This is a genomic window from Pseudomonas sichuanensis (assembly GCF_024749065.1).
Taxonomy (GTDB): domain Bacteria; phylum Pseudomonadota; class Gammaproteobacteria; order Pseudomonadales; family Pseudomonadaceae; genus Aquipseudomonas; species Aquipseudomonas sichuanensis.
Window position 1 is genome coordinate 4,687,596 of the sequence record NZ_CP087185.1, and the last position, 22,394, is coordinate 4,709,989.

At 63.7% G+C, this 22,394-nt stretch carries 10 protein-coding genes; 6 read left to right on the forward strand and 4 right to left on the reverse strand.

Going from position 1 to position 22,394, the window contains the following annotated elements; all coding sequences use genetic code 11:
- The first annotated feature begins 27 nt into the window (after positions 1 to 27).
- The 3 genes from LOY51_RS21255 (at position 28) to LOY51_RS21265 (ending at position 8,983) form a co-directional block, all read left to right on the forward strand.
- Complete coding sequence (locus tag LOY51_RS21255; RefSeq protein ID WP_258642933.1) at positions 28 to 4,548, forward strand: hemagglutinin repeat-containing protein; 4,521 nt, start codon at positions 28 to 30, stop codon at positions 4,546 to 4,548.
- A 142-nt stretch (positions 4,549 to 4,690) separates the two neighbouring features.
- A complete protein-coding gene (locus LOY51_RS21260; protein ID WP_258642935.1) occupies positions 4,691 to 6,724 on the forward strand; it encodes a PhoX family protein in 2,034 nt (677 codons plus the stop codon).
- 201 nt (positions 6,725 to 6,925) lie between these two features.
- On the forward strand, positions 6,926 to 8,983 hold the full coding sequence (locus LOY51_RS21265; RefSeq protein WP_258642937.1) for an HET-C-related protein: 2,058 nt from the start codon (positions 6,926 to 6,928) through the stop codon (positions 8,981 to 8,983).
- A gap of 258 nt (positions 8,984 to 9,241) precedes the next feature.
- On the opposite strand, the gene LOY51_RS21270 is transcribed toward LOY51_RS21265, so the two are convergent.
- Positions 9,242 to 9,553 carry a YqfO family protein gene (locus LOY51_RS21270; RefSeq protein ID WP_125859974.1) on the reverse strand — a complete coding sequence of 104 codons (312 nt, stop codon included), beginning with the start codon at positions 9,551 to 9,553 and terminating at the stop codon, positions 9,242 to 9,244.
- 2 nt (positions 9,554 to 9,555) lie between these two features.
- Complete coding sequence (purL, locus tag LOY51_RS21275) at positions 9,556 to 13,455, reverse strand: phosphoribosylformylglycinamidine synthase (RefSeq protein ID WP_258642940.1); 3,900 nt, start codon at positions 13,453 to 13,455, stop codon at positions 9,556 to 9,558.
- 290 nt (positions 13,456 to 13,745) lie between these two features.
- On the opposite strand from purL, the gene mltF reads away from it, so the two are divergent.
- Complete coding sequence (gene mltF / locus LOY51_RS21280; RefSeq protein WP_110993284.1) at positions 13,746 to 15,203, forward strand: membrane-bound lytic murein transglycosylase MltF; 1,458 nt, start codon at positions 13,746 to 13,748, stop codon at positions 15,201 to 15,203.
- Between the two features lie 77 nt (positions 15,204 to 15,280).
- Here mltF and tadA read toward each other — a convergent pair whose 3' ends face one another.
- Together tadA and LOY51_RS21290 are read right to left on the reverse strand one after the other, a co-directional pair.
- Entirely contained in the window at positions 15,281 to 15,760 is a 480-nt protein-coding gene (gene tadA / locus LOY51_RS21285; RefSeq protein WP_125859978.1) for a tRNA adenosine(34) deaminase TadA, read from the reverse strand.
- Positions 15,760 to 17,142, reverse strand: a complete 1,383-nt coding sequence (locus LOY51_RS21290) for a multicopper oxidase family protein (protein ID WP_125859980.1) — start codon at positions 17,140 to 17,142, stop codon at positions 15,760 to 15,762. Before LOY51_RS21290 ends, tadA begins: the two co-directional genes overlap by 1 nt.
- A 139-nt stretch (positions 17,143 to 17,281) precedes the next feature.
- On the opposite strand from LOY51_RS21290, the gene LOY51_RS21295 reads away from it, so the two are divergent.
- Positions 17,282 to 20,290 carry a membrane-targeted effector domain-containing toxin gene (locus tag LOY51_RS21295; RefSeq protein WP_223811869.1) on the forward strand — a complete coding sequence of 1,003 codons (3,009 nt, stop codon included), beginning with the start codon at positions 17,282 to 17,284 and terminating at the stop codon, positions 20,288 to 20,290.
- Positions 20,291 to 20,503: 213 nt separating this feature from the next.
- A complete protein-coding gene (locus tag LOY51_RS21300) occupies positions 20,504 to 22,384 on the forward strand; it encodes a sulfatase-like hydrolase/transferase (RefSeq protein ID WP_125859982.1) in 1,881 nt (626 codons plus the stop codon).
- Positions 22,385 to 22,394: the final 10 nt, after the last annotated feature.

The window sequence follows — 22,394 nt, forward strand, 5'->3', positions numbered from 1 at the left end:
TTCATCCACCGAAAGGAGAGCACCACCATGAAACCGTCCGAACATCCCCGCCCGCTGCACCCTGACCGACTGCGCTGGGCGATGTTCCTCTGTCTGTGCGCCTCGCCCACGCTGCTGGCCGCCGGCCCGCTGCAACCTGCCACCGGCCCGGGCGGCACGCCATTGGTCAGCGAGGCGCACGGCGTCCCGGTGATCGATATCGTTGCGCCCAACGCCAGCGGCCTGTCGCACAACCAGTTCCTCGACTACAACGTCGGCAACCAGGGCCTGGTCCTGAACAACGCCGTGCACGCCGGCCAGTCGCAACTGGCCGGCGCCCTGGCGGCCAACCCACAGTTCCAGGGCCAGGCCGCCTCGACCATCCTCAACGAAGTGATCAGCCGCAACGCCTCACTGATTGAGGGCCCACAGGAAATCTTCGGCCGTACGGCCGACTACATCCTCGCCAACCCCAACGGCATCACCCTCAACGGCGGCAGCTTCATCAACACCACCCGCGCCGGTATGCTGGTCGGCACCCCGGTCATCGAAGACCAGCAGCTCAAGTACCTGGATACGCTCGAGGCCGAGGGCGCGCTGCAGGTACTGGCGGGAGGGCAGTCCAACAAGGAAGGCGCGCTGGACCTTATCGCCCCGCGTATCGAAAGCGTCGGGCCGCTCGAGGCCAAGGGCGAGCTGAACCTGAAGGTCGGCCGCCAGCGCCTCGACGCTGCCAGCGGCGAGGTACTTAAGCACCTGCCAGGCACCCCGGGCAGCATCGACGCCAGCCTGTTCGGGGCCATGCGTGCCGGGCGCATCCGCGTGCTGAGCAGCGCCGAAGGCGCAGGCGTCAAGGTCGGCGACGTGGCCTTGCATGCCGATGACGGGCTGACCATCCGCTCCGCCGGCGACCTGCGCGTGCAAGGCACCGGGCAGCACCAGGCCAGCCTGACCAGCACCCGCGGCGCCCTGACCCTGGACGCCGCCGGCGACCTGCAACTGACCGCCACCCGTGGCCAGGCCGAGCGCATCGACGCCCGCTCGGGGCAGACGCTGACCCTGGATGCCGCCACCCGCGAAGAGGTGCAGCGAGACCGCGAGGCCTGGGACAAGAAATGGTGGTTCGTCACCAGCGAAACCTACAGCCGCGAACGCACCCAGACCGACCTTGCGCAACAGGGCTCGGACCTGCAGGCCAGTGACAACCTCACGCTCGACGCCCGCGACGACCTGCAACTGAGCGCCGCCCATCTGCAGGCCGGCGGCACGCTGGCCTTGCACAGCGGTGCCGACCTGGCAATCGACGCCGCAGTCGACAGCAGCACCGTCGACGAGCAGGTGCGCCATCGCAAACACCTCTGGCGCGGCGACAGCGACAGCCAGCAATACCGCGAAAAGGCCAGCCCCAGCACCCTCCAGGGCGCGCAGATCGTGGCCAGCGCCGCCAATGCCCTGCGGGTTCGCGCCAGCACCCTGCACAGCCAGGGCGACCTGCAATTGCAGGCACGCCAGGTCGAGGTGGGCGAGCAGGCGCTCAAGGACAGTGGCAACCAGCGCGACTACCGCGGCGACCTGGTGTCCGGCACCTTCTTCGGCAAGCGCAACGGCGACCAGACCCAGGGCAGCCAGGCCAGCGGCAGCAGCCTGCGCGCCGAAGGCAAGCTCAGTGTCAGTGCCGACAGCATGGCCATCCGCGGCAGCACGGTCAGCAGTGGCGGCGACGCCGTGCTGTACAGCGACAAGGCCTCGCTGACGGTCGAGGCCGCCAAGAGCACCCGCCAATCGCAGCAAAACGCCAGTGACAGCAAAGTGTTCGGCCTGCTCGGCAAGAGCAGCGAAACCCGGCAGAACACGCAACAGGTGCTGCAGAGCGACCTGCGCTCCACCAGCAACCTGCGCCTGGCCAGCGCCGATGAGTTGAAGGTGCAAGGGGCTACCCTCAGTGCCGGGCAAAAACTGGAGCTCGATGCCAAGGGCAACCTCGACATCGAAAGTGCACAAACCACCCACAGCAGTGAACGCTCCAGCCAACATCGCTATCTGACCGCCAGCGCCCAGCAAACCCGGCTGGCGCAGGACGGCAAGCCGGACTCGCGCCAGTACGACGCCAGGGTCGGCTATGAGGTTGCCCAGGTCGACGAGCGGCAATCGGCAACGCAGCAGGTCGCCAGCACGCTGAGCGGCGCTGCCGTTGACCTGCACAGCGGCGGACAGCTGAACGTCACGGGCTCACAGGTTCTGGCCAATTCCGGGGACCTGAACCTGCAGGCGCAGAAGGTGGTTCTCGACGCCGCGCGCCATACCGAGGACAACCAAACGATCGACACTCGCAGCGGCGGCGGCCTTGCCTTGACCGGCGGCATCGACCGCATCGGCAGTGCCTTCTACGGCCACCGCAAGCAGGACAGCCAGCGCGAAACCAGCAGCACCCTGCAACGCAGCGAACTCAAGGCCGCTGGCGACCTGCGCATCGACACCCCGCACCTGGCCAGCGAAGCGGCCAGTGTCGAGGCCGCAGGTACACTGCTGGTCAACGCGCCGCGCATCGACAATGGTGCCGCGCACAACAGCACGACCCGCGAACAGCGCAGCAACCACTGGCAGGGCAGCCTGGGGGCGAGCCTCGAGTACCGCGATATTTCCCGGCCTGTCGAGCGCCTGATCAACGGCGAAGAAGCCGCGCGCTTCCAGCAGCCCGGCATCGAGGACGCGCTGGCGCCCCCCAGTGTCGGCGCCGACCTGAACGTAAACCACCTTGCCCGCACCCAGACCGACACCAGCAGCAGCGCCCAGGCCAGCACTTTCAGTGGCGCCACGGTGCGTATCGACGCCAAGCGTATCGATGACCAAGGCACCCACTACAGCGCCAGCAGCGGCCCGCTGCAGATCCAGGCCGACACGCATCAACTGCTTGCGGCAAGCGACGAGCTGCAGCACGAAGTGCGACGCCTGGCAGTCGACGGCGGCTTGCGCGTGGATACCAGCACCGGGCAGGACATCAACGGCCGCCTCGAAGGCAAAGGCGGCACCCTGGCGCATGAGCAGACCACTACCCTCGCCCGCCCCGGCAGCCTGTATGGGCAAACCGGTATCCAGGTACAACTGGGCAGCGATGGGCGGTATGAAGGGACGCGCTTCAACGGTGGCGATGGCGCGGTCAACCTGGCCAGCACCGGCAACCTGACCTTGGCTGCGGCCCATGACAGCACCACGCAGAACAAATCGCAGCTGGACGCCAGCCTCTGGGCCAAGGGCGGCAACCGCCCCGGCAGCCAAGGCCTCGACCTGCGTGGCTACCTCGATCACAGCTGGCGGCAAGGCGAAGACACCAAGGCGCAAGTGGCCCAGGTCGACGCCAAAGGCGCGGTCGAGCTCAGCAGCGCCTCCAACCTGCACCTGGAGGGCACGCGCATCGATGCCAACGGCGATATCACGCTGCACAGCGACGGCCTGCTGACCGTTGGCGCCGCCAGTGAAAGCCATGAGGCCAGCGGTTCCACCCTCGGTGGCGGGCTGGAAATCGCCGGCACAATCGGTGCAGGCAAGGGCGGTAACCTGGGCGGGCATTTCACCAGTGCCAAGGTGGATGAACATGACCTTCAGGCCGTGGATGCCCGCTTCACCAGCAACGCTGCGCTGCAGTTCACAAGCCTGGCCCGTGATGACGTCGCCTTGCAGGTTCAGGGGCTGCAGGCCAGCGCCGCGCGGATCGGCCTGGATGCCAGGAATGGCGGTTTGCTGATCGAAGCATCGAGCCAGCAGGAGCACCGCAACAATCGCGATATCACCGCCGGGGCCGGCTTCAAGCTGAACCGTGGCGAAGCCCGCGACAAGGATGTGCGCGCCCTGCACGGACGGGTGCAGGTGGCACTCGACAGGCGCGACAACCAGACCTGGCACGACAGCACCCTGAACGCCGGGGAAATCGACCTGCACAGCCGTGGCGACTCACGTATCGAAGGCGCGCGCCTGGATGCCGAGCGCATCCGTGGCAAGGTGGGCGGTGACTTGCTGGTCGCCAGCCGCAAGGACCGAGTCGACAGCCTCGCACTGAAGGTCGACGGGCGCCTCAGCCAGGAAAAGAACCCGCAGGGCCATATCAACGCGGTCAGCGCACTGGCCGGGCCGGCTGGCGGCAAGGTGCGCGACAAGGCGGGCAAATTGCTGGCCAAGTCGGAGCCCGCCTTGTCGCCGACGCTCAAGGTGGAAGTCAGCCATCAACAACGTGACACCGTCACCCGGCAGACCACCCTCGCCGGCACCCAGGGCATCGACCTGAAAGTGGCAGGCGATACCCGTCTGACCGGTGCCAGGCTGCTGGCCAGCGAAGGCCGCGTCGATCTGGGCGGCAGCAGCGTCACCCGCGAGACCTTGAGCGGTCGTGACTATCGCCGCGACCTGTCGCTGGACGCGTCCAACTCGCCGATCGACCTGGGCACCGCGGTGCTCGAAAGCACCAGAGGCAAAGGCGCCGCCGAGGGCGACAACCCGCTTGACCTGGGCCTGTTGCGTACCAGTGGCCACAGCCGTGATGCCGAGTGGGCATCACGAATCGACGGCAAGCCGTAGCCATCACGGCTAAACATGCAGAAACAAAGCATGCGCAGCAATCGCCGGGGCCCCGCGCCCCGGTAACCTTTCTGCAAACTGATCGTCATGTTTGCGACCTACAGTTTGCGTTTGCTTCAACTCGGATAAAAAAGGACACCTGATGAGTCGAGACAGCGGCGACAACCTGGACCGCAACCTGAGCGGCAACCTGCCGATGGCCAGCATCATGGACGCCTACCTGAGCCGTCGGGCCGTGGTACGCGGCGGCCTTGGCGCGGCGATCGCCATGATCGCCGGCGCAGGCCTGACCGGCTGCTTCGACAGCGGCGCCAGCACCCCTGCCCCCACGCCAAAACCTGCCACACCCAAACTTGGCTTCCAATCGATCAAGGGCTCGCGCACCGACGCCTGCGTCGTCGCCGCCGGCTACAGCGCCTATGTACTGGCGCCTTGGGGCACGCCGCTCAACAGCAGCGGCAAACCTTGGCAAGCGGACGGCAGCAACAGCGCCGCCGACCAGGCCAACGCCATGGGCATGCACCATGACGGCATGCATTTCTTCCCCATCGATGGCAGCTCCGAAGACGGCCTGCTGGCGATCAACTTCGAATACATCGACACCGCCGCCCTGCACCCGGCCGGCCCTACCACGGTCGACGGTAAACGCCCGGCCGAAGAGGTGCGCAAGGAGATCAACGCACACGGCGCTGGCGTGGTGCGCATCCGCAAGGTCAGCGGGCGCTGGCAGGTGGTCGACAACGACCCGCTGAACCGGCGCTTCACCACCGCCACGGTGATGGACATCGCCGGCCCCCTGCGTGGCACAGAGCACGTCAAGACCCGCTTCTCGCCCAGCGGCGTGGAATGCCGTGGCACCAACAACAACTGCGGCAACGGCTACACCCCATGGGGCACTTACCTGACCTGCGAGGAGAACTGGCCGGGCATCTTCGTCAACACCGCCACGCGCCCCGCCGACCAGGTACGCATCGGCGTCTCCGCCACCACGGGCCAGTACAGCTGGGAAACCGCCGCCGGTGACGCCAGCGAGTTCGACGACGAATTCGCCCGCTTCAACCTCACCTCAAGCGGTGCCAGCGCCAGCGACGACTACCGCAACGAGGCCAGCACCTACGGCTACATCGTCGAGATCGACCCATACAACAGCGCCAGCCGGGCGGTGAAGCGCACCGCGCTGGGCCGATTCCGCCACGAGGGCTGCTGCCCGGGCCTGGCCGTGGCCGGCAAGCCGCTGGTCTGGTACAGCGGCGACGACTCCAACAACGAGTACCTGTACAAGTTCGTCTCGGACGCGCCGTGGGACCCTGCCGACGCCAAGCCTGCCGACCGCCTGGCCACCGGCGCCAAGTACCTGGACAAGGGCAAGCTCTACGTGGCGCGGTTCGATGCCGACGGCAAGGGTGTGTGGCTGCTGCTCGATGCCGTATCCGCCACGACCGACGGCGCCACCCTGGGGGCACGTTACGGTGACCTGGCGGGCATCATCCTCAATACCCGTGGCGCCGCCGACGCCGTGGGCGCAACGCCGATGGACCGCCCCGAGTGGACCGCGGTCAACCCGCTCAATGGCGACGCCTACCTCACCCTGACCAACAACAGCGCGCGCAGCCCGGACAAGGTCGATGCGGCCAACCCGCGCGGCCCCAACCGCCACGGCCACATCATCCGTTGGCACGAAAGCGACGATCACCAGCGCTTCACCTGGGACATCTTCGTGTTCGGCGCCAACGCCGCCGGCGGCCCCGACATCAACCGCTCCGGCCTGACCGAGATGAACCAGTTCGCCAGCCCTGACGGCATGCGCTTCGATAGCCGTGGCGTGCTGTGGTTCGAGACCGACAACGGCGAACAGAGCGTGACCAGCTACACCAACGACCAGTTGCTGGCGGTGATCCCCACCGACCTGGTGGATGGCAACGGCAAGCAGATACCGGTCAACCCCAGCAACCAGGCGGACCTGCGGCGCTTCTTCGTCGGGCCCAATGGCTGCGAGGTGACGGGCATCGCCTTCACCCCGGATAACAAGACCCTGTTCGTCAACATCCAGCACCCGGAAAACTGGCCAGCCAGCGGGATCGCCACCGATGCCACGCCGGCCGGCGATAAGGTGCGCCCACGCTCTTCGACCGTGGTGATCCAGCGTAACGACGGCGGGGAGATCGGCATCGCCTGAAAGGCGCGGTAAATCGCTTGCAACAGGCCACATGGCAGCAACTGACGGCAAGGTCGTCAGTTGCTGCGGCCAGCCGACTCAGACCTGGATGAACACCAAGAAAGATGTTTCCCGCGTCACTGTAGGTTCCAGTTCCATATTCTTCCGGTGCTTGTGAACCATCACGCTGAACGTCCTACACATTTGATGAGAGGACGCGACATGCACGACATGAACAACGCCACGATGTACGAGGAAGAAGCACCCGTTTTCGAGAGTTCCTTCGCTCACGACCAGCTTACCGTGTTTGCCATGGATACCCCGGAGCTCGACTTCATGCTCACCTTCATGCCGGTGTTCGGCCTGGAAGTACCGGCTGAGGTCTATCTCAAGCTGCGCACCGACATACTTGAAGGCACCCTCACCAACCCTGCATACCAGGTGGTGACGCAGCAAGACACCATCACCCGCTACGACAACGACTTGCAGGTCATCTTCATCGACCAGTCGGCCATCGACCGGGTGCTCGCCAACCCACAAGACACACCCGAATTCCTGTTGGCCCTGCTCGGCGCCTTTGGTAGCCATCTGGCGAACCTGATCCAGATCGAGCGCCACGCCATGGGCGAGAGCGATCTGTCGCCAGAAACACCCGAACAAGCGCAGCAAGTTGCCGGCAGATACGCCAGCATGATGGCCTTCATCGACAGCTCACCCGAGAACGGCACGGTGTTCGGCTATTTCACCGTTGCCGGGGAAGAACTGACACTGGCACTGGATGTGAGCGACGCGCCCCCTGTCGAAGCAGTGATCCCGGAACTGCGTCGTGTCGGGCCACAACCACGGTTCGCCGCAGGCGAAGATGGCCACGAAACGATCGCGCAGGTGCTGAGGGAAGTCGGTTTCAGTGCGCAGGAAGTCCAGGCTGTCTACTTCGGCAACTGGCTACGCGACCATTCGCAACTGATCGACCCCAAGCTCGTTCGCCCCGAAGGTGCCCCCAAGCAATTCCCCAGGAAGATCTCCAGAGACGTCCTCACCCAGATCGTCGACCTGTTGGCACTCAAAGCGTTCAACGGCCTGCAGAACACCGAGGAGGGGCGCGAAGCCTACAGGGTGACCACCGAGCTGCTCGGGGTGTATCGCCCGTCGGAACACATCGACAACCCCACCGACCATAGCGAGATGCCCCTCGACCCTAGGGAAATCGACAAGGATTTCGAAGCGCCAGTCAGGCCAGGTGATTACGCGACCATGGTCTATCCCTATCAATCGATAAAGGGCTACATGGATGGGCCGATCACTAACCTGCATCACCACATCCAAAGGGCTGGGTACTCCAGCGAAAAAACAGATCGCCTTCGGCATTTCGGCGAAGCCCTGCATATCGTTGAAGATTATTTCGCCCACTCCAACTTCGTCGAGCTTAGCTTGCGCAAGCTTGGCTATACGGAGGTACTGCCTTGGACAACAGAAGCCGAATGTAGACATGGCCTGCCGGTGGTTACCGGCCTGTTCAGCGGTTTCGACATCCTCGCCAGTGTCGCCGAACCGTTGGGCAAGATGATGTTCCCCGCCACCCCTCCGGCGTTCGAGGACATTGAACGTGGCTACCGTAGCGATGCCGAGAAGGTGATGCTAATTCTGCTCCGCGAGCAGGAAAATCCCATGTGGCTGCAAGCACTGGAACGACTGCTGGCCCTGCGCGACAACCTCGCCGATAACCCGTTGTTCCGCTTTGCCCATCATGCGTATTGGGCAGTGACCCTGCCGTTGCGGGTGGTCGGCCATTACTGCAACCAGGTCTTCCAGTCACTGCTGACAAAACTCGGCGACCTGGTGGACGATTTCCAGACAGAGTTTGGTGATGACCCCAACACTACGCCGGGCGTAGACCCGACCCACTCACAGCTGGCCAAGGATCACGACACCCACCCCTTCCACGAACTGGCGATGTTGCTCGCCAAGGAGGCAGTACGACAGTTGGGTGGTCACATGCAGGCGTACTGGAGGGGTGAGCTGGCACTGCCACCCTCAGAAGAGGCCACCGCCTTCATCAAGCACCCTTATGACACCGACTGGCAGGATGCAATCGTCGCCGAATGGGCAAGTACCCATGAACAGGAAATTGCGCGGGGAGCCTCTTCCAGCCTGTTCGACGAGCTGCGTGACAATTACGAGAAACATGCACGGGAACATCTGCGCGAGCTTGATGAGAACAAGAACTACACGCCGATCAAGACCAGCGAAAGTTTCAGAAATCTCTTCCCGTTCTTTTGATTGCAATAACCTTTGAGCACAAAAAAAGGGTGGGCCTATGGCCTAATGTCGGTCAGTTAAGCCAATTTGGGCCGCTTTGCGGCCCTTCGCGGGTAAACCCGCTCCCACAGGATCTCGCAAAGCCTGAAGCTGGCGCGAAACCTGTGGGAGCGGGTTTACCCGCGAAGGGCTGCAGAGCAGCCCAAATAAGTGCAATGAAGCGCTAACTGACTGGCATTAGCCTGTGCCCACCCTTTTGGGGCCCATTCAAATCTCGGCTCAAAGGTCCAGCAACTGCCAGACCTCAAAAGCCGGTGTCTGATACGGATGGCTGCGCTTGAGCGCGTCGACGACCTGCATGATCAGCCCGTCGGCCACCACCAGCTCCACTTTCCACTCCTCGACCACCTCGACCTGGCCGGCCTGCCCGAGGTACGGCTGGCTGCCGTGCAACGGGCGGAACTGGCCCTGGCCGAGGGTCTGCCAGGCGCAGTGGTCATAGTCGCCGATGCGTCCGCCACCGGCGGCAAACACAGCGGCCTTGACCACCTCGACATGGCTGTCGGGGACGAAGAAGGCGAGCTTGTGCACCCTTAGTTCACCCAGACGCGCGCGTTACGGAACATGCGCATCAGGGCCGCGTCTTCCTGCCACTCGTCCGGGCGCCAGGAGTTCTGCACGGCACGGAACATACGCTCCGGGTGCGGCATCATGATGGTCACGCGACCGTCACGGCTGGTGAGGCCGGTAATACCGCGCGGCGAGCCGTTCGGGTTGGCCGGGTAGGCTTCGGTGACCTTGCCGTGGTTGTCGACGTAGCGCAGGGCCACGCAACCGGACAGGTCGGCCTCCAGCAGTGCCTCTTCGCTTGCGAACTCGGCATGGCCTTCACCGTGGGCAATGGCGATCGGCATGCGCGAACCGGCCATGCCCTGCAGGAAGATCGAGTTGGACTTCTGCACCTCGACCATGGCCACGCGCGCCTCGAACTGCTCCGAGCGGTTACGCACGAAGTGCGGCCAGTACTCGGTGCCCGGGATCAGCTCGTGCAGGTTGGACATCATCTGGCAACCGTTGCACACGCCCAGGGCGAAGCTGTCGGTACGCTCGAAGAACGCCTGGAAGGCATCGCGGGCACGGGCGTTGAACAACGCCGACTTGGCCCAGCCTTCACCGGCACCGAGTACATCGCCGTAGGAGAAGCCACCGCAGGCCACCAGGCCCTTGAAGGCTTCGAAGTCGACGCGGCCGGCGAGGATGTCGCTCATGTGCACGTCGATCGCGGCAAAGCCTGCGCGGTCGAAGGCGGCTGCCATCTCGACCTGGCCGTTGACGCCCTGCTCGCGCAGGATCGCCACTTGCGGGCGCACGCCCTTCTTGATGTACGGCGCGGCGATGTCGTCGTTGACGTCGTAGCCGAGCTTGACCGACAGGCCAGGGTTGTCTTCTTCGAGCAGCAGGTCGAATTCCTGGTCGGCGCAGTCGGCGTTGTCGCGCAGGCGCTGGACCTGGTAGCTGGTCTCGGCCCACTGGCGCTGCAGCAGACGACGATCGCCCTTGAACAGTTCTTCACCTTCGAAGTTGATCAGGACTTCACCATTGTTGATCGGCTGGCCGATCACCGCGACGCAGTCTTCACCCAGCCCGGCGGCGCTGAACTGTGCCAGCACTTCACCGGTGGCGTCCTGACGCACCTGGATCACCGCACCCAACTCCTCGTTGAAGAGGATGGCAGCAACCTTTTCACGCTTGCTGGTCAGGGTGTTCAGTTCCAGCTCGAGGCCGCAGTGGCCAGCGAAAGCCATTTCCAGCACGGTGGTCATCAGGCCGCCGTCGGAACGGTCGTGGTAGGCCAGCAGGTGACCGTCTTCGTTGAGGCCCTGGATCACGGCGAAGAACGCCTTGAGGTCTTCGGCGTCGTCGACGTCAGGGGCGGCACTGGCCAGCTTGCCGTGGGTCTGCGCCAGGATCGAGGCGCCCATGCGGTTCTGGCCACGCCCCAGGTCGATCAGGATCAGGTCGGTTTCGCCCTTGTCCATGCGCAGTTGCGGGGTCAGGGTCTTGCGGATGTCGGTGACCGGGGCAAAGCCGGTGATGATCAGCGACATTGGCGAAGTAACGCTCTTCTCGCCGCTCTCATCGCTCCACTTGGTCTTCATCGACATCGAGTCTTTGCCGACCGGGATGGTGATACCCAGTTCAGGGCACAGCTCCATGCCCACGGCCTTGACGGTGTCGTACAGGCGGGCGTCTTCACCCGGGTGACCCGCGGCGGACATCCAGTTGGCCGACAGTTTGATGTCGGACAGTTTTTCGATGCGCGAGGCGGCCAGGTTGGTGATGGTCTCGCCGATGGCCATGCGGCCGGACGCTGGGGCATCCAGCAGTGCCAGCGGAGTACGCTCGCCCATGGCCATGGCTTCGCCGGTGTAGACGTCGAAGCTGGTGGCGGTGACGGCGCAGTCGGCCACCGGGACCTGCCACGGGCCGACCATCTGGTCGCGGGCAACCAGGCCGGTGATGGTGCGGTCGCCGATGGTGATCAGGAAGCTCTTGCTGGCCACGGCCGGGTGACGCAGGACGCGCTCGACGGAATCGGCCAGCTCCAGCGTGCTCGGGTCGAACTCATCGCCCAGCTCGGCTTCGCGGGTCACCGAACGGTGCATACGCGGCGGCTTGCCCAGCAGCACGTCCAGCGGCATGTCCACCGGGGTGTTGTCGAAGTGGCTGTCGGTGACGGTCAGGTGCTTCTCTTCGGTGGCTTCGCCAACGACCGCGAACGGGCAGCGCTCGCGCTCGCAGATGGCTTGGAAGCGCTCGAAGTCTTCGGCGCTGACCGCCAGCACGTAGCGCTCCTGGGATTCGTTGCTCCAGATCTCGTGCGGGGCCATGCCCGGCTCGTCGTTGGGTACGTTGCGCAGTTCGAAGCGCCCGCCGCGGCCGCCGTCGTTGACCAGCTCAGGGAAGGCGTTGGAGATACCGCCGGCACCCACGTCGTGGATGAAGGCGATCGGGTTCTTGTCACCCAGCTGCCAGCAACGGTCGATGACCTCCTGGCAACGGCGCTCCATTTCCGGGTTTTCGCGCTGTACCGAGGCGAAATCCAGGTCGGCAGAGCTGGCGCCGGTGGCCACCGACGAAGCGGCGCCGCCACCCAGGCCGATCAGCATGGCCGGGCCGCCGAGCACGATCAGCTTGGCGCCGACGGTGATCTCGCCCTTCTGTACGTGGTCTTCACGGATGTTGCCCATGCCGCCGGCGAGCATGATCGGCTTGTGGTAGCCGCGCACTTCTTCGCCGTGGGGGGTGTTGATGCTCTGCTCGAAGGTACGGAAGTAGCCGGTCAGTGCAGGGCGGCCGAATTCGTTGTTGAACGCAGCGCCGCCCAGCGGGCCCTCGATCATGATGTCCAGCGCGTCGACGATGCGCTCCGGCTTGCCATAGGCTTTTTCCCATGGCTGTTCGAAGCCCGGGATACGCAGGTTGGACACGGTGAAGCCGGTCAGGCCAGCCTTGGGTTTGGCGCCGCGGCCGGTGGCGCCTTCGTCGCGGATTTCGCCGCCGGAGCCGGTGGAGGCGCCGGAGAACGGGGCGATGGCGGTCGGGTGGTTATGGGTCTCGACCTTCATCAGGATGTGCACCGGCTCCTGCACCGCGCCGTATTGGCGGGTTTCAGGGTTCGGGAAGAAGCGGCCGGCCACCGAACCGACGATCACCGAGGCGTTGTCCTTGTAAGCGGACAACACGCCTTCGCTGTGCATCTGGTAGGTGTTCTTGATCATGCCGAACAGGCTTTTTTCCTGCTCTTCGCCGTCGATGTCCCAACTGGCGTTGAAGATCTTGTGGCGGCAGTGCTCGGAGTTGGCCTGGGCGAACATCATCAGCTCGATGTCGTTCGGGTTGCGCTTCAAGCCCTGGAAGGCATTGACCAGATAGTCGATCTCGTCTTCGGCCAGGGCCAGGCCCAGGTCGATGTTGGCTCGCGCCAGGGCGGCGCGGCCACCGGCCAGCACGTCGACCGAGGTCATCGGCTTGGGCTGGGCGTGGCTGAACAGGTCGGCTGCCTGCTCCAGCTTGGCCAGCACGCGCTGGGTCATGCGGTCGTGCAGCTCGGCGGCGATCAGCTGGGCATCGGCGTCGGACAGCTCACCGGCGACGTAGTAGGCGATGCCGCGCTCCAGGCGCTGGATCGACTGCAGGCCGCAGTTGTGGGCGATGTCGCTGGCCTTGGAGGCCCAGGGCGAGATGGTGCCCAGGCGCGGGACCACCAGGAACAGACGACCGGTCGGCTCCTGCACCGGCACGCTCGGGCCGTACTTGAGCAGACGGCCCAGCACCTGCTGCTGGTCGGCGGTCAGCTCGCCGTCGACGTCGGCGAAGTGGGCGAATTCGGCATACAAACCAGTAACAGCGGGGACTTTCTGGCTCAGTTGCTCGAGTAATTTACCGTGGCGAAAGGCAGAAAGGGCAGGAGCGCCGCGCAGGATCAACATCGTCGGGACAGCCTCAGGAAGGGGTGTGCTTAGAGGCCGTGCATTCTAGCCTAATTTGCAGGCTTTCGGCACCCGCTCTAAGCCAATGGTGCCGGGCGGTGGAACCGGACCTCGGGGTCAAAAAAGCAGCTGCAAGCTGCAAGCTCCAAGCCACAAGAAAAAAGCGAGCATGCATGCCCTGCTTTTTGCTTGCAGCTTGCAGCTTGTCACTTGCCGCTCAGGTCAGCTAGCAGACCTGCCAACCATTGTCGAGATATGGCGCCAGCAGTCCTTTGCGTATACTGCACGCTATGTTCGCCCACACTGCTTTGCGCCAGCGTTGCGCCAAATGGCTCTTCGCAACCGGACTCTTCCTGATGCTCGGTGCCTGCGTTGAAAAACCCAGCACCCTCGAACGCGTCAAGGAGGACGGCGTATTGCGCGTGATTACCCGCAACAGCCCGGCCACCTACTTCCAGGACCGCAACGGCGAAACCGGCTTCGAGTACGAGCTGGTCAAGCGTTTTGCCGACGACCTTGGGGTGAAGCTGCAGATCGAGACCGCCGACAACCTCGACCAACTGTTCGACCAGCTGGGCAAGCCGTCCGGCCCGGTGCTGGCCGCCGCCGGCCTGGTCAGCAGCGAGCGGCGCGCTACCCAGGCGAAGTTCTCCCACCCCTACCTTGAAGTCACGCCCCAGGTCATCTACCGCAATGGCCGTTCGCGCCCCACCAACGCCAAAGGCCTGGTGGGCAAGAAGATCATGGTGCTCAAGGGCAGCAGCCACGCCGACCAGCTGGCGGAACTGAAAAAGCAGAACCCGGGGCTGGAATACGAAGAGTCCGACGCCGTCGAAGTGGTCGACCTGCTGCGCATGGTCGACGAAGGCCAGATCGACCTGACCCTGGTCGACTCCAATGAGCTGGCGATGAACCAGGTCTACTTCCCCAACGTGCGCGTGGCCTTCGACCTGGGCGACAGCCGCGACCAGCGCTGGGCGGTGGCCGCCGGTGACGACAACAGCCTGCTCAACGAGGTCAACGAGTTCCTCGACAAGGCGCAGAAGAACGGCACCCTGCAGCGCCTGAAAGACCGCTACTACGGCCACGTCGATGTACTCGGCTACGTGGGCGCCTACACCTTCGCCCAGCACCTGCAGCAGCGCCTGCCCAAGTACGAGAAGCACTTCAAGAGCTACGCCAAGGTCGAGCAAGTGGACTGGCGCCTGCTGGCGGCCATCGGCTACCAGGAATCCATGTGGCAACCGGAGGTCACCTCCAAGACCGGCGTGCGCGGCCTGATGATGCTCACCCAGCGCACCGCCCAGGCCATGGGGGTGTCCAACCGCCTCGACCCCAAGCAGAGCATCCAGGGCGGTGCCAAGTACTTCATGAAGATCAAGGAAGAGCTCGACGACAGCATCAAGGAGCCCGACCGCACCTGGTTCGCCCTGGCCGCCTACAACGTCGGCAGTGGCCACCTGGAAGACGCCCGCACCCTGGCCAAGCGCGAAAAGCTCGACCCGAACAAGTGGCTGGACGTGAAGAAGATGCTGCCGCGCCTGTCGCAGAAACAGTGGTACAGCAAGACCAAGTACGGCTATGCCCGCGGCGGTGAGCCGGTGCATTTCGTGGCCAACATCCGCCGTTACTACGACATCCTCACCTGGGTGACCCAGCCGCAGCTCGAAGGCCAAGTGGCCGAAGGCAACCTGCATGTGCCAGGGGTGAACAAGGACAAGCCGGCGGAGCAGTCGCCGGCGATGTAATTCCGGCTTCCCATGGCGACTGTGGGAGCGGGTTTACCCGCGAAAGGGCCGGCACAGGCGACACAAGACTGCCAGAGCTACCCCTTCGCCCGCCTGGCCTTGAAGAACGCGCTCAGAATCGCCCCGCACTCCTCGGCCAACACCCCGCCCTCGACCATCACCCGATGGTTGAGAAAGCCCTGCCCGAAGAACTGCCCCTGGCTCTGCACGATGCCGGCCTTGGGTTCCAGCGCCCCGAACACCACCCGCGCCACTCGCGAATGGACGATCAGCCCGGCACACATGCTGCAGGGCTCCAGGGTCACGTACAGGGTGCTGCCCGGCAGCCGGTAGTTGCTGGCGGATTTCGCCGCAGCACGGATGGCAACCATCTCGGCATGGGCACTGGGGTCGCTGTCGACGATCGGCCGGTTGAAGCCCTGGCCGATCACCTGGCCGTGCTGCACCAGCACCGCCCCCACCGGTACTTCGCCCAGGCTTGCGCCTTCGGCGGCCAGTTGCAGCGCCAGGCGCATGAATTCCTGATCGCGGCTGCGATCGATGATCTGTGGGCGCATCAGACCACCGCGATCGCGGCCATCAGGCCGGTTTCCATGTGGTCGATGACATGGCAATGGAACATCCAGGTCCCCGGGTTATCGGCCACCAATGCCACCTGGGCACGCTCGTTCTTGCCCAGCAGGTAGGTGTCGGTGAACCACGGCTCGACGATTTTGCGGCGATTGGACGCGATCACCTTGAAACTCATGCCATGCAGGTGGATCGGGTGCTGGTACTGGGTCATGTTCTTCAGCTCGAAGATGTAGCTCTTGCCCTTCTGCAGCGTGGCGATCGGCCGGTCGGCGCAGGTCTTGTCGGTGATGTCCCAGGCCTGGCCGTTGATCTGCCACAGGCTCGGCGGCTTGCCGTTGTCGGTGTTCACCGAGACCTTGCCGACCCATTCGAAGTTGAAGTTGAGCTTCTCGGCGTTCTGCAGGTCCGGCTCGGCAATCGGGTTGGCCGGCAGCGCCTTGGGCCAGTCGCCCGGCGCCTGGTTGCTGGCCACCGAGCGCAGGGTCCCCAGGCGCACGAAGCCGTCACGCAGGGAAACCTCCTCGCCCGCCTCTGGGATACGGATGGCCAGGCAGATACGCATGCCCGGCCCGAGCCAGTAATCGTCGTCCAGAGGGCGCGGCGTGACCGGGTTGCCATCGAGGGCGTAGATCATCGCCTCGCAGTTGCCCTTGAGGTTGAGGCGATAGGTCCAGGTGTTGTCCAGGTTCAGCAGGCGCACCCGCACCACCTGCCCGGCCGGCAGCTCGGTGACCGAGTCGGCCTGGCCATTGATGGTGATCAGCCGGCCTGCGGTGCCATTGCGGGCAGCCTCGCGCGGCACGCTGAACGGCATCCAGGCGCCCTGCTCATCGACATGCCAGTTTTTCAGGCTGAGGGTGCGCTCATGCGCGAAGCCGGTCGGCTCGCGCTCCTCGACGATCAGCGGGCCGACCAGCCCACGGCCGAGCTCCTCGGAGCTGCTGACGTGCGGGTGGTACCAGTAACTGCCCGCATCCGGCACCTTGAACTTGTAGTCGAAGTACTCGCCCGGCTTGACCGGCAACTGCGATACATAAGGCACACCGTCCATTTCCAGCGGCAGGCGGATGCCGTGCCAATGAATGGTGGTTTCCACCGGCAGGTGGTTGATGAAGCGCACCCGCAACCAGGTGCCCTGACGTACCCGCAGCTCGGTACCCGGCGCCGACGGGCCAAAGGCCCAGGCCTCGGTCTTGAAACCCGGCACCAGCTCGACATCCAGGGGGGCGGCGATCAGCTCGTAGTCGTGCCCGGCGTTGTCATCCTCGACCTTGCCCAGCCAGTAGCGCGCCGCGCCCCCGGCGCCCAGGCCTACCACCACAAGCCCGGTCAGGCCCTTGAGCATTTGTCGACGGGTAAAGGACATCGGTGCGGGTACCTCGTTTCTGCACAATCAGTACACCGGCAGTGGCCGGCGATGAAGGGCGAATACGATACACCTGCATTTGCGAAATATTAAGTGAAAGGACACATTTAAGCCCGAGCCTGTCCAGGCCCCAAGCAATATGTACCACCAGCATGGCTACGCTTCCGACAGGCTGACATCCGTACCTCCCACACGGATAAAAGCAATGTCACTCGACCCCATGCATACCAATGAACAAAAAGCCCTGCACAACCTGGCAAGCCAGCTGATCGCAGACTGCCCGGACATGCGCGAAATGGCGCGCCATGTCGCGCAGCAGGTCCTCGAACGCAACGGCTTGCGCTCGCTGGACCCCGACAAAGTTTTTCTGCATCGATTCAAAAGGGCCGTCAGCAGCCCCAGGACGTTCAATGGATGGCAGCATTTCGAAACCCCTTACCAGTCGCTGACCTTGCCTCAGCTGGTAATGCATCGCTTCAACGTCAGCGAGCAGGACAATGCCGACCTGCTCGGCTACCTGGTCGGCTTCTACAGCGATGGGCCGGACAAGGGTGTGTACGACGAACACAACGAAGTGAGGCTCGATGCCAGGCAAGTCATGGACTACTTCTGGAGCATCGATTTTGCCGCCGACTTCAACAAGCACCTCAGCGCGTTCTGGTCCGGGCAGTCGACACAGTTCCGCACCCTGGCTAAAGCCAACTTCCTGAGCAAGGTGCTGGAAGTATGCGCCCACGACCCGGGTTCGGCGCTTGCCCGGTGCTGCGGCGAGGTCTCGCAGGCCCTCGTTGGCGGACAGTTCTGGCCACCCACCCAGGAACAGTTGCAACAGGAAGTCGTCCCAAGCCCAGAAATTCGCCTGTGCGCCCTGGATATCGGCGGCCATGTGGCAACCGATATTCTGCGGGTGGAAATGCAAGACGGTCGGCAATTGCTCTACTTACCCGGCGAAGTCGATGCCCTGCAGCTATTCCCGGACAGCAACGAACTGTTCTGGTGGGTGCTCAATCACAACAACCAGGCCGAGAACCGCGTCCGCTTCATGGGGCACTTCTCGCTTGCAGATCGCGAAGAAGGCGACAGCAATGTCGGGCTCAACCACCTGGTCGACCTGCTGTACCAAGGCTGGGGCAGAAGCGACTACTCGGGCCTGAATACGCTGGACCTGACGATCCAGGGCGACGCGTTCAGCTGGCTACGGGACAAGGCTCACCAGCGCATGCTGGATGATGCGTACTTCTCCTTGCGCACCAACAGCGACCTGCGCAAGCAAATGTGGATCGGCTACCTGAGAGCATTCGCGCGGGTATTCGGGCCTATGGCTGCGGTGGACTGGCCCGTCGCGCTGGCGGTGGTCGGCGCGGGCCTGGCCGAGACCGGCCTGAACATCGACCAGGCGATCAATGGCCATACCACGCGCGACCGCAAGGCTGGCGTCACAGGCGCAATCTTCGCCGCCATCAATACGTTGTTCAATGCCACCTTCCTACGCGGCGCCCCTGGCAAACCTCTGGCAGAGCTGGGAGAGTCTGCCGAGGCCGCAGAAACGGGCAGCATCGAAGAAGATGCCGCTTCATCCGAGCAAGACGAGACGCAAGCCCAGGAGGAGGATCGCGCCATTGAGGCGGATGACCTGCATGCCTGGGTGCCTCGCCCCTTCTGGCCGGGTCAGAGCTGGGAGCTGCTGGCCCCCTTCGAAACCAACGTGCTGCTCACCGGCGAACCCGGCTCCGGCGTGCTCGAAGGCGTCTACACCCAGGACGGCCAATTCTACGTGCTGGTCGACGAGCTGCCCTACCAGGTGCGCTATGTGAACGAGCTGAAGACTTGGACCATCGTCGACCCCGAAAACCCGTTCTCCTTCTACAAGAGCCAAGGCATTCGCCTGGCAGACGACGGTCAGTGGTATCCCCTCGAACGCCTGGGTCTCAATGGAGGCGGGCTCTCGCGACTGAAAGTCTGGGGGCGCACCGGCAACGGGGCCAGCCTGCCTGCACTTCCCGAGACGCCTTATGAGGTTCCGGCGAACCAGCGCCCGCTCTTGAGAGCGGTCACCGACCTGGAGCTCACTGGTGACCGGCTGGACATCATGAATCCACAGCGCAATACGGCCATTCAACACTTCCTCGAATTGCGCGAGCAATTGGCGGCTGACGCGGCCAGGTTCATGCAGGCGCCTGAACTGCCGCCGCGACCACGGATACCTGAGCCTGTCGCCAATTCGACACCCAAAGACCTGTTCAGACAGATCTATGACAACACCAATGGCCTGGTCGTCGGGGAAGCCCACAGCGGTATCGGCAGCAAGCGCTTGCTGATCGACAACATGAGTTTGCTGCGCAAGTTAAAGGTAAAAACGCTGTACATGGAGCACTTCCAGACCGATTTCCAGCAGGCCGACCTCGACATGTTCAACCGCACCGGCCAGATGAGCCCGGACCTGGATACCTATGTCAGCAGCCAGGACAGAGGCCACTTTACCGACCCCTCGGGCCGCTACACATTCCGCCAGGTACTGGTAGCGGCACAAAAGAACGGCGTACGGATCCAATCCATCGACTGCATGGCGAGCTACAAACAGCAATGGTCCACCGCGCCGTCCAAGGTGGCGCGCCAGGAAATGATGAACTTCTTCGCCCACCGCATCATCCAGGCCGATCAGGCGGTACGCGGCCCGGGGAGGTGGGTGGCCCTGGTGGGCAACACGCATGCCAATTCATTCGCAGGGGTCGCAGGGCTTGCCGAGACGGAAGGTGCCATCGGCCTGCGTGTCGAGGATGTACCCACAGGCCAGCCGGACCGCTTCGACACCGATCCTGGGCTCGACATCGCCGACGGCCGGGTATCCCGAGTCAAGAGCGACCTGCGCCTGCGGGCGGCCGTGGACACATCTCGCTCGGCTGCCCAAGACCTCGATACGCTACTGCCACACCCAGGCGACTACACCCTCGAGCATGAAGGTGGCAATTCGGTTGTGGTCAGCAGAGGCCGTGACATGACCCTGCGACGCACCCTGATCAAACGCGAAGGCCGCTATATCTACATCGAACGACCGGAATGGGGATCGCTACATGAACGTCGGCTGCCGCAGCTCGCCGACCTGCACACCTTCCTCGCGCTGCGCGGAATGCACTACATCGGCACTTGAGGACCAATAAACCGGGCAATGCCGACAAGTGTGCTGCATAGCGCACTTGTCGTACCCGTCCTCCGAGTCGGGCACCAGCCTCACGACGGCTCGTCGACCTTGCGCAGTTCTGGGCCGGCTGCTTAAGTTCTTGCAATCGAGGCCTGCCAGCGACGGCCTGCCCAACGCCCGTTGAGCATATTGCATCCCTTCGACGAACTGGGGCTTGAAACCATGTGGAAAAGGACTTGGCCGCTGCACATCGCCCTACTGCTCGCCTTATCCCTGTTGCTGGTGCCGAAGATCATCCTGATCGGCTACTTCGCCAATCGCTGGATCGACACCAGCCCGTCCAGCATCGCCCTGTACCTGCTGCAGGACCTGCTTTTGGCGGCACTGGTCTACCTGCTTGCCATCACCACGTTGCGCAGGCGCAAGTACAGTTTCTTCCTGGTCGCGTTCCTGGCCGGCGCCCTGCTGCTCCTGTTGCTCATCGACATGCGCGTCAGGGAGCTCTGGCTCAAACCGCTGGACTGGTCGCTGATCCAGTACAGCCTCGAGAATGCCAGCAACCTGACGTCAGGGGCGCCGGTGTTCCTCAACCAGCTGGCAGGCTTTGGCCTGACCTTCCGCTTCATCGTGTTCGTTCTGTGCCTGGCTTACCTGGCCGCTTGGGGGCTGGTGGGCCTGGCCACCTACCAGGCGTTCAAGCGCCCTCCTGCCGCGCCGGCTAGGGCACGCACGCTGGGTTTGGTCGTGTTGCTGTGCGGCCTGCTGCTGGGGGCGATCTTCGCCAAGGACGCCCGCTATGACCTGAACGAGAACATCGTCACCCGCTCGCTGGTCTCAGCCCTGCAGAACGCCACCCAGGTGAATGCGAGCCTGCACCCCAACCTGCTGCCCTTCGAACAACCCGCTTACCCCGTGTCGGCCATCAACACCCTACCCAAACTCGACAGCGCGCCCGCGGCAGACTTCAAGAACCTGGTGTACATCGTCATGGAGTCGGTGCGCTGGAACAGCATTTTCGGCACCGAGGTCAACACCGCCCAGCGCTACCCCACCTTCGACAGGCTTGCGCGCGAGGGCATGCTGTTCAAGTCGTATGTGACGGTGCCCCATTCATCCAAGGGCTACTACTCGATCTTCACCGGGCAGCACGCCTACCCCGGCGTTGAAATCAAAGAGGCGATGCCCCTGCACCAGCCCGGCGTGATCCATGAACTGCAGCAGAAAAACAACATGCAGGCCGTCGCCTTCAGCTCACTCTTCCTGCAGTTCGAAAACATGGACGGTTTCCTCAAGTCCATCGGTGTTGCCAAGGCCTATGCCGTCGCCGACATCGCGCCCGCCAACACACTGGCGCAGAACAACAGCAGCTTTGGCGACAGCGACGAGCTGCTGTACACATCCAGCATTCCCCACCTGCAGGCCATCAGCAAAACCGGCAAAGGGTTTATCGCGTTGTACTTCCCAAGCGCCGCGCATTACCCCTACGACTGCACGGGCACGTCCGCCTCGCAATCAGCGCTGGAAAAGTACGAAACCTGCATCGAGACCACCGACACCCTGATCGGGCAAATGCTCGAGGGGTACGACAAGGCGGGCCTGCTCGACTCCACCCTGTTCGTGCTGGTGGGCGACCATGGCGAGTCGTTCGGCGAACACGGGCTGTTCATTCACAACTCGTCCATGCACGAAGAAGAAGTGACCGTGCCGCTGATTTTCTGGGCCAAGGGCAAGACCCTGGCCAAGCCGATCTCGACCACCAGCCAGCAGACCGACATCGCCCCCACCATTGCCGATTTCTTCGCGGTGGCCGACGCGCCGTTCAACGTACAAGGCATCAGCTTGCTCAGGGACCACGGCAAGCGGGTGTTCTACATGTCGACGTTCTTCGACCAGTTGTCCTCGGCACTGGTGGAGCACCCGTACAAGTACATCTACGAATACAGCCCGGATACCCTGGTGCGCTACCACCTTGAGGACGACCCACAGGAAAAGAACCCTCAGCCGGTCGAAGGCGACGCGTTCACGACCCTGAAGAACCGCCTGCTGTCCTACGACGCGTACCAGAAGGCGCTGTTTGCAAAAGACCCCAAGCCAGGCGAGTGATGTGCAATTA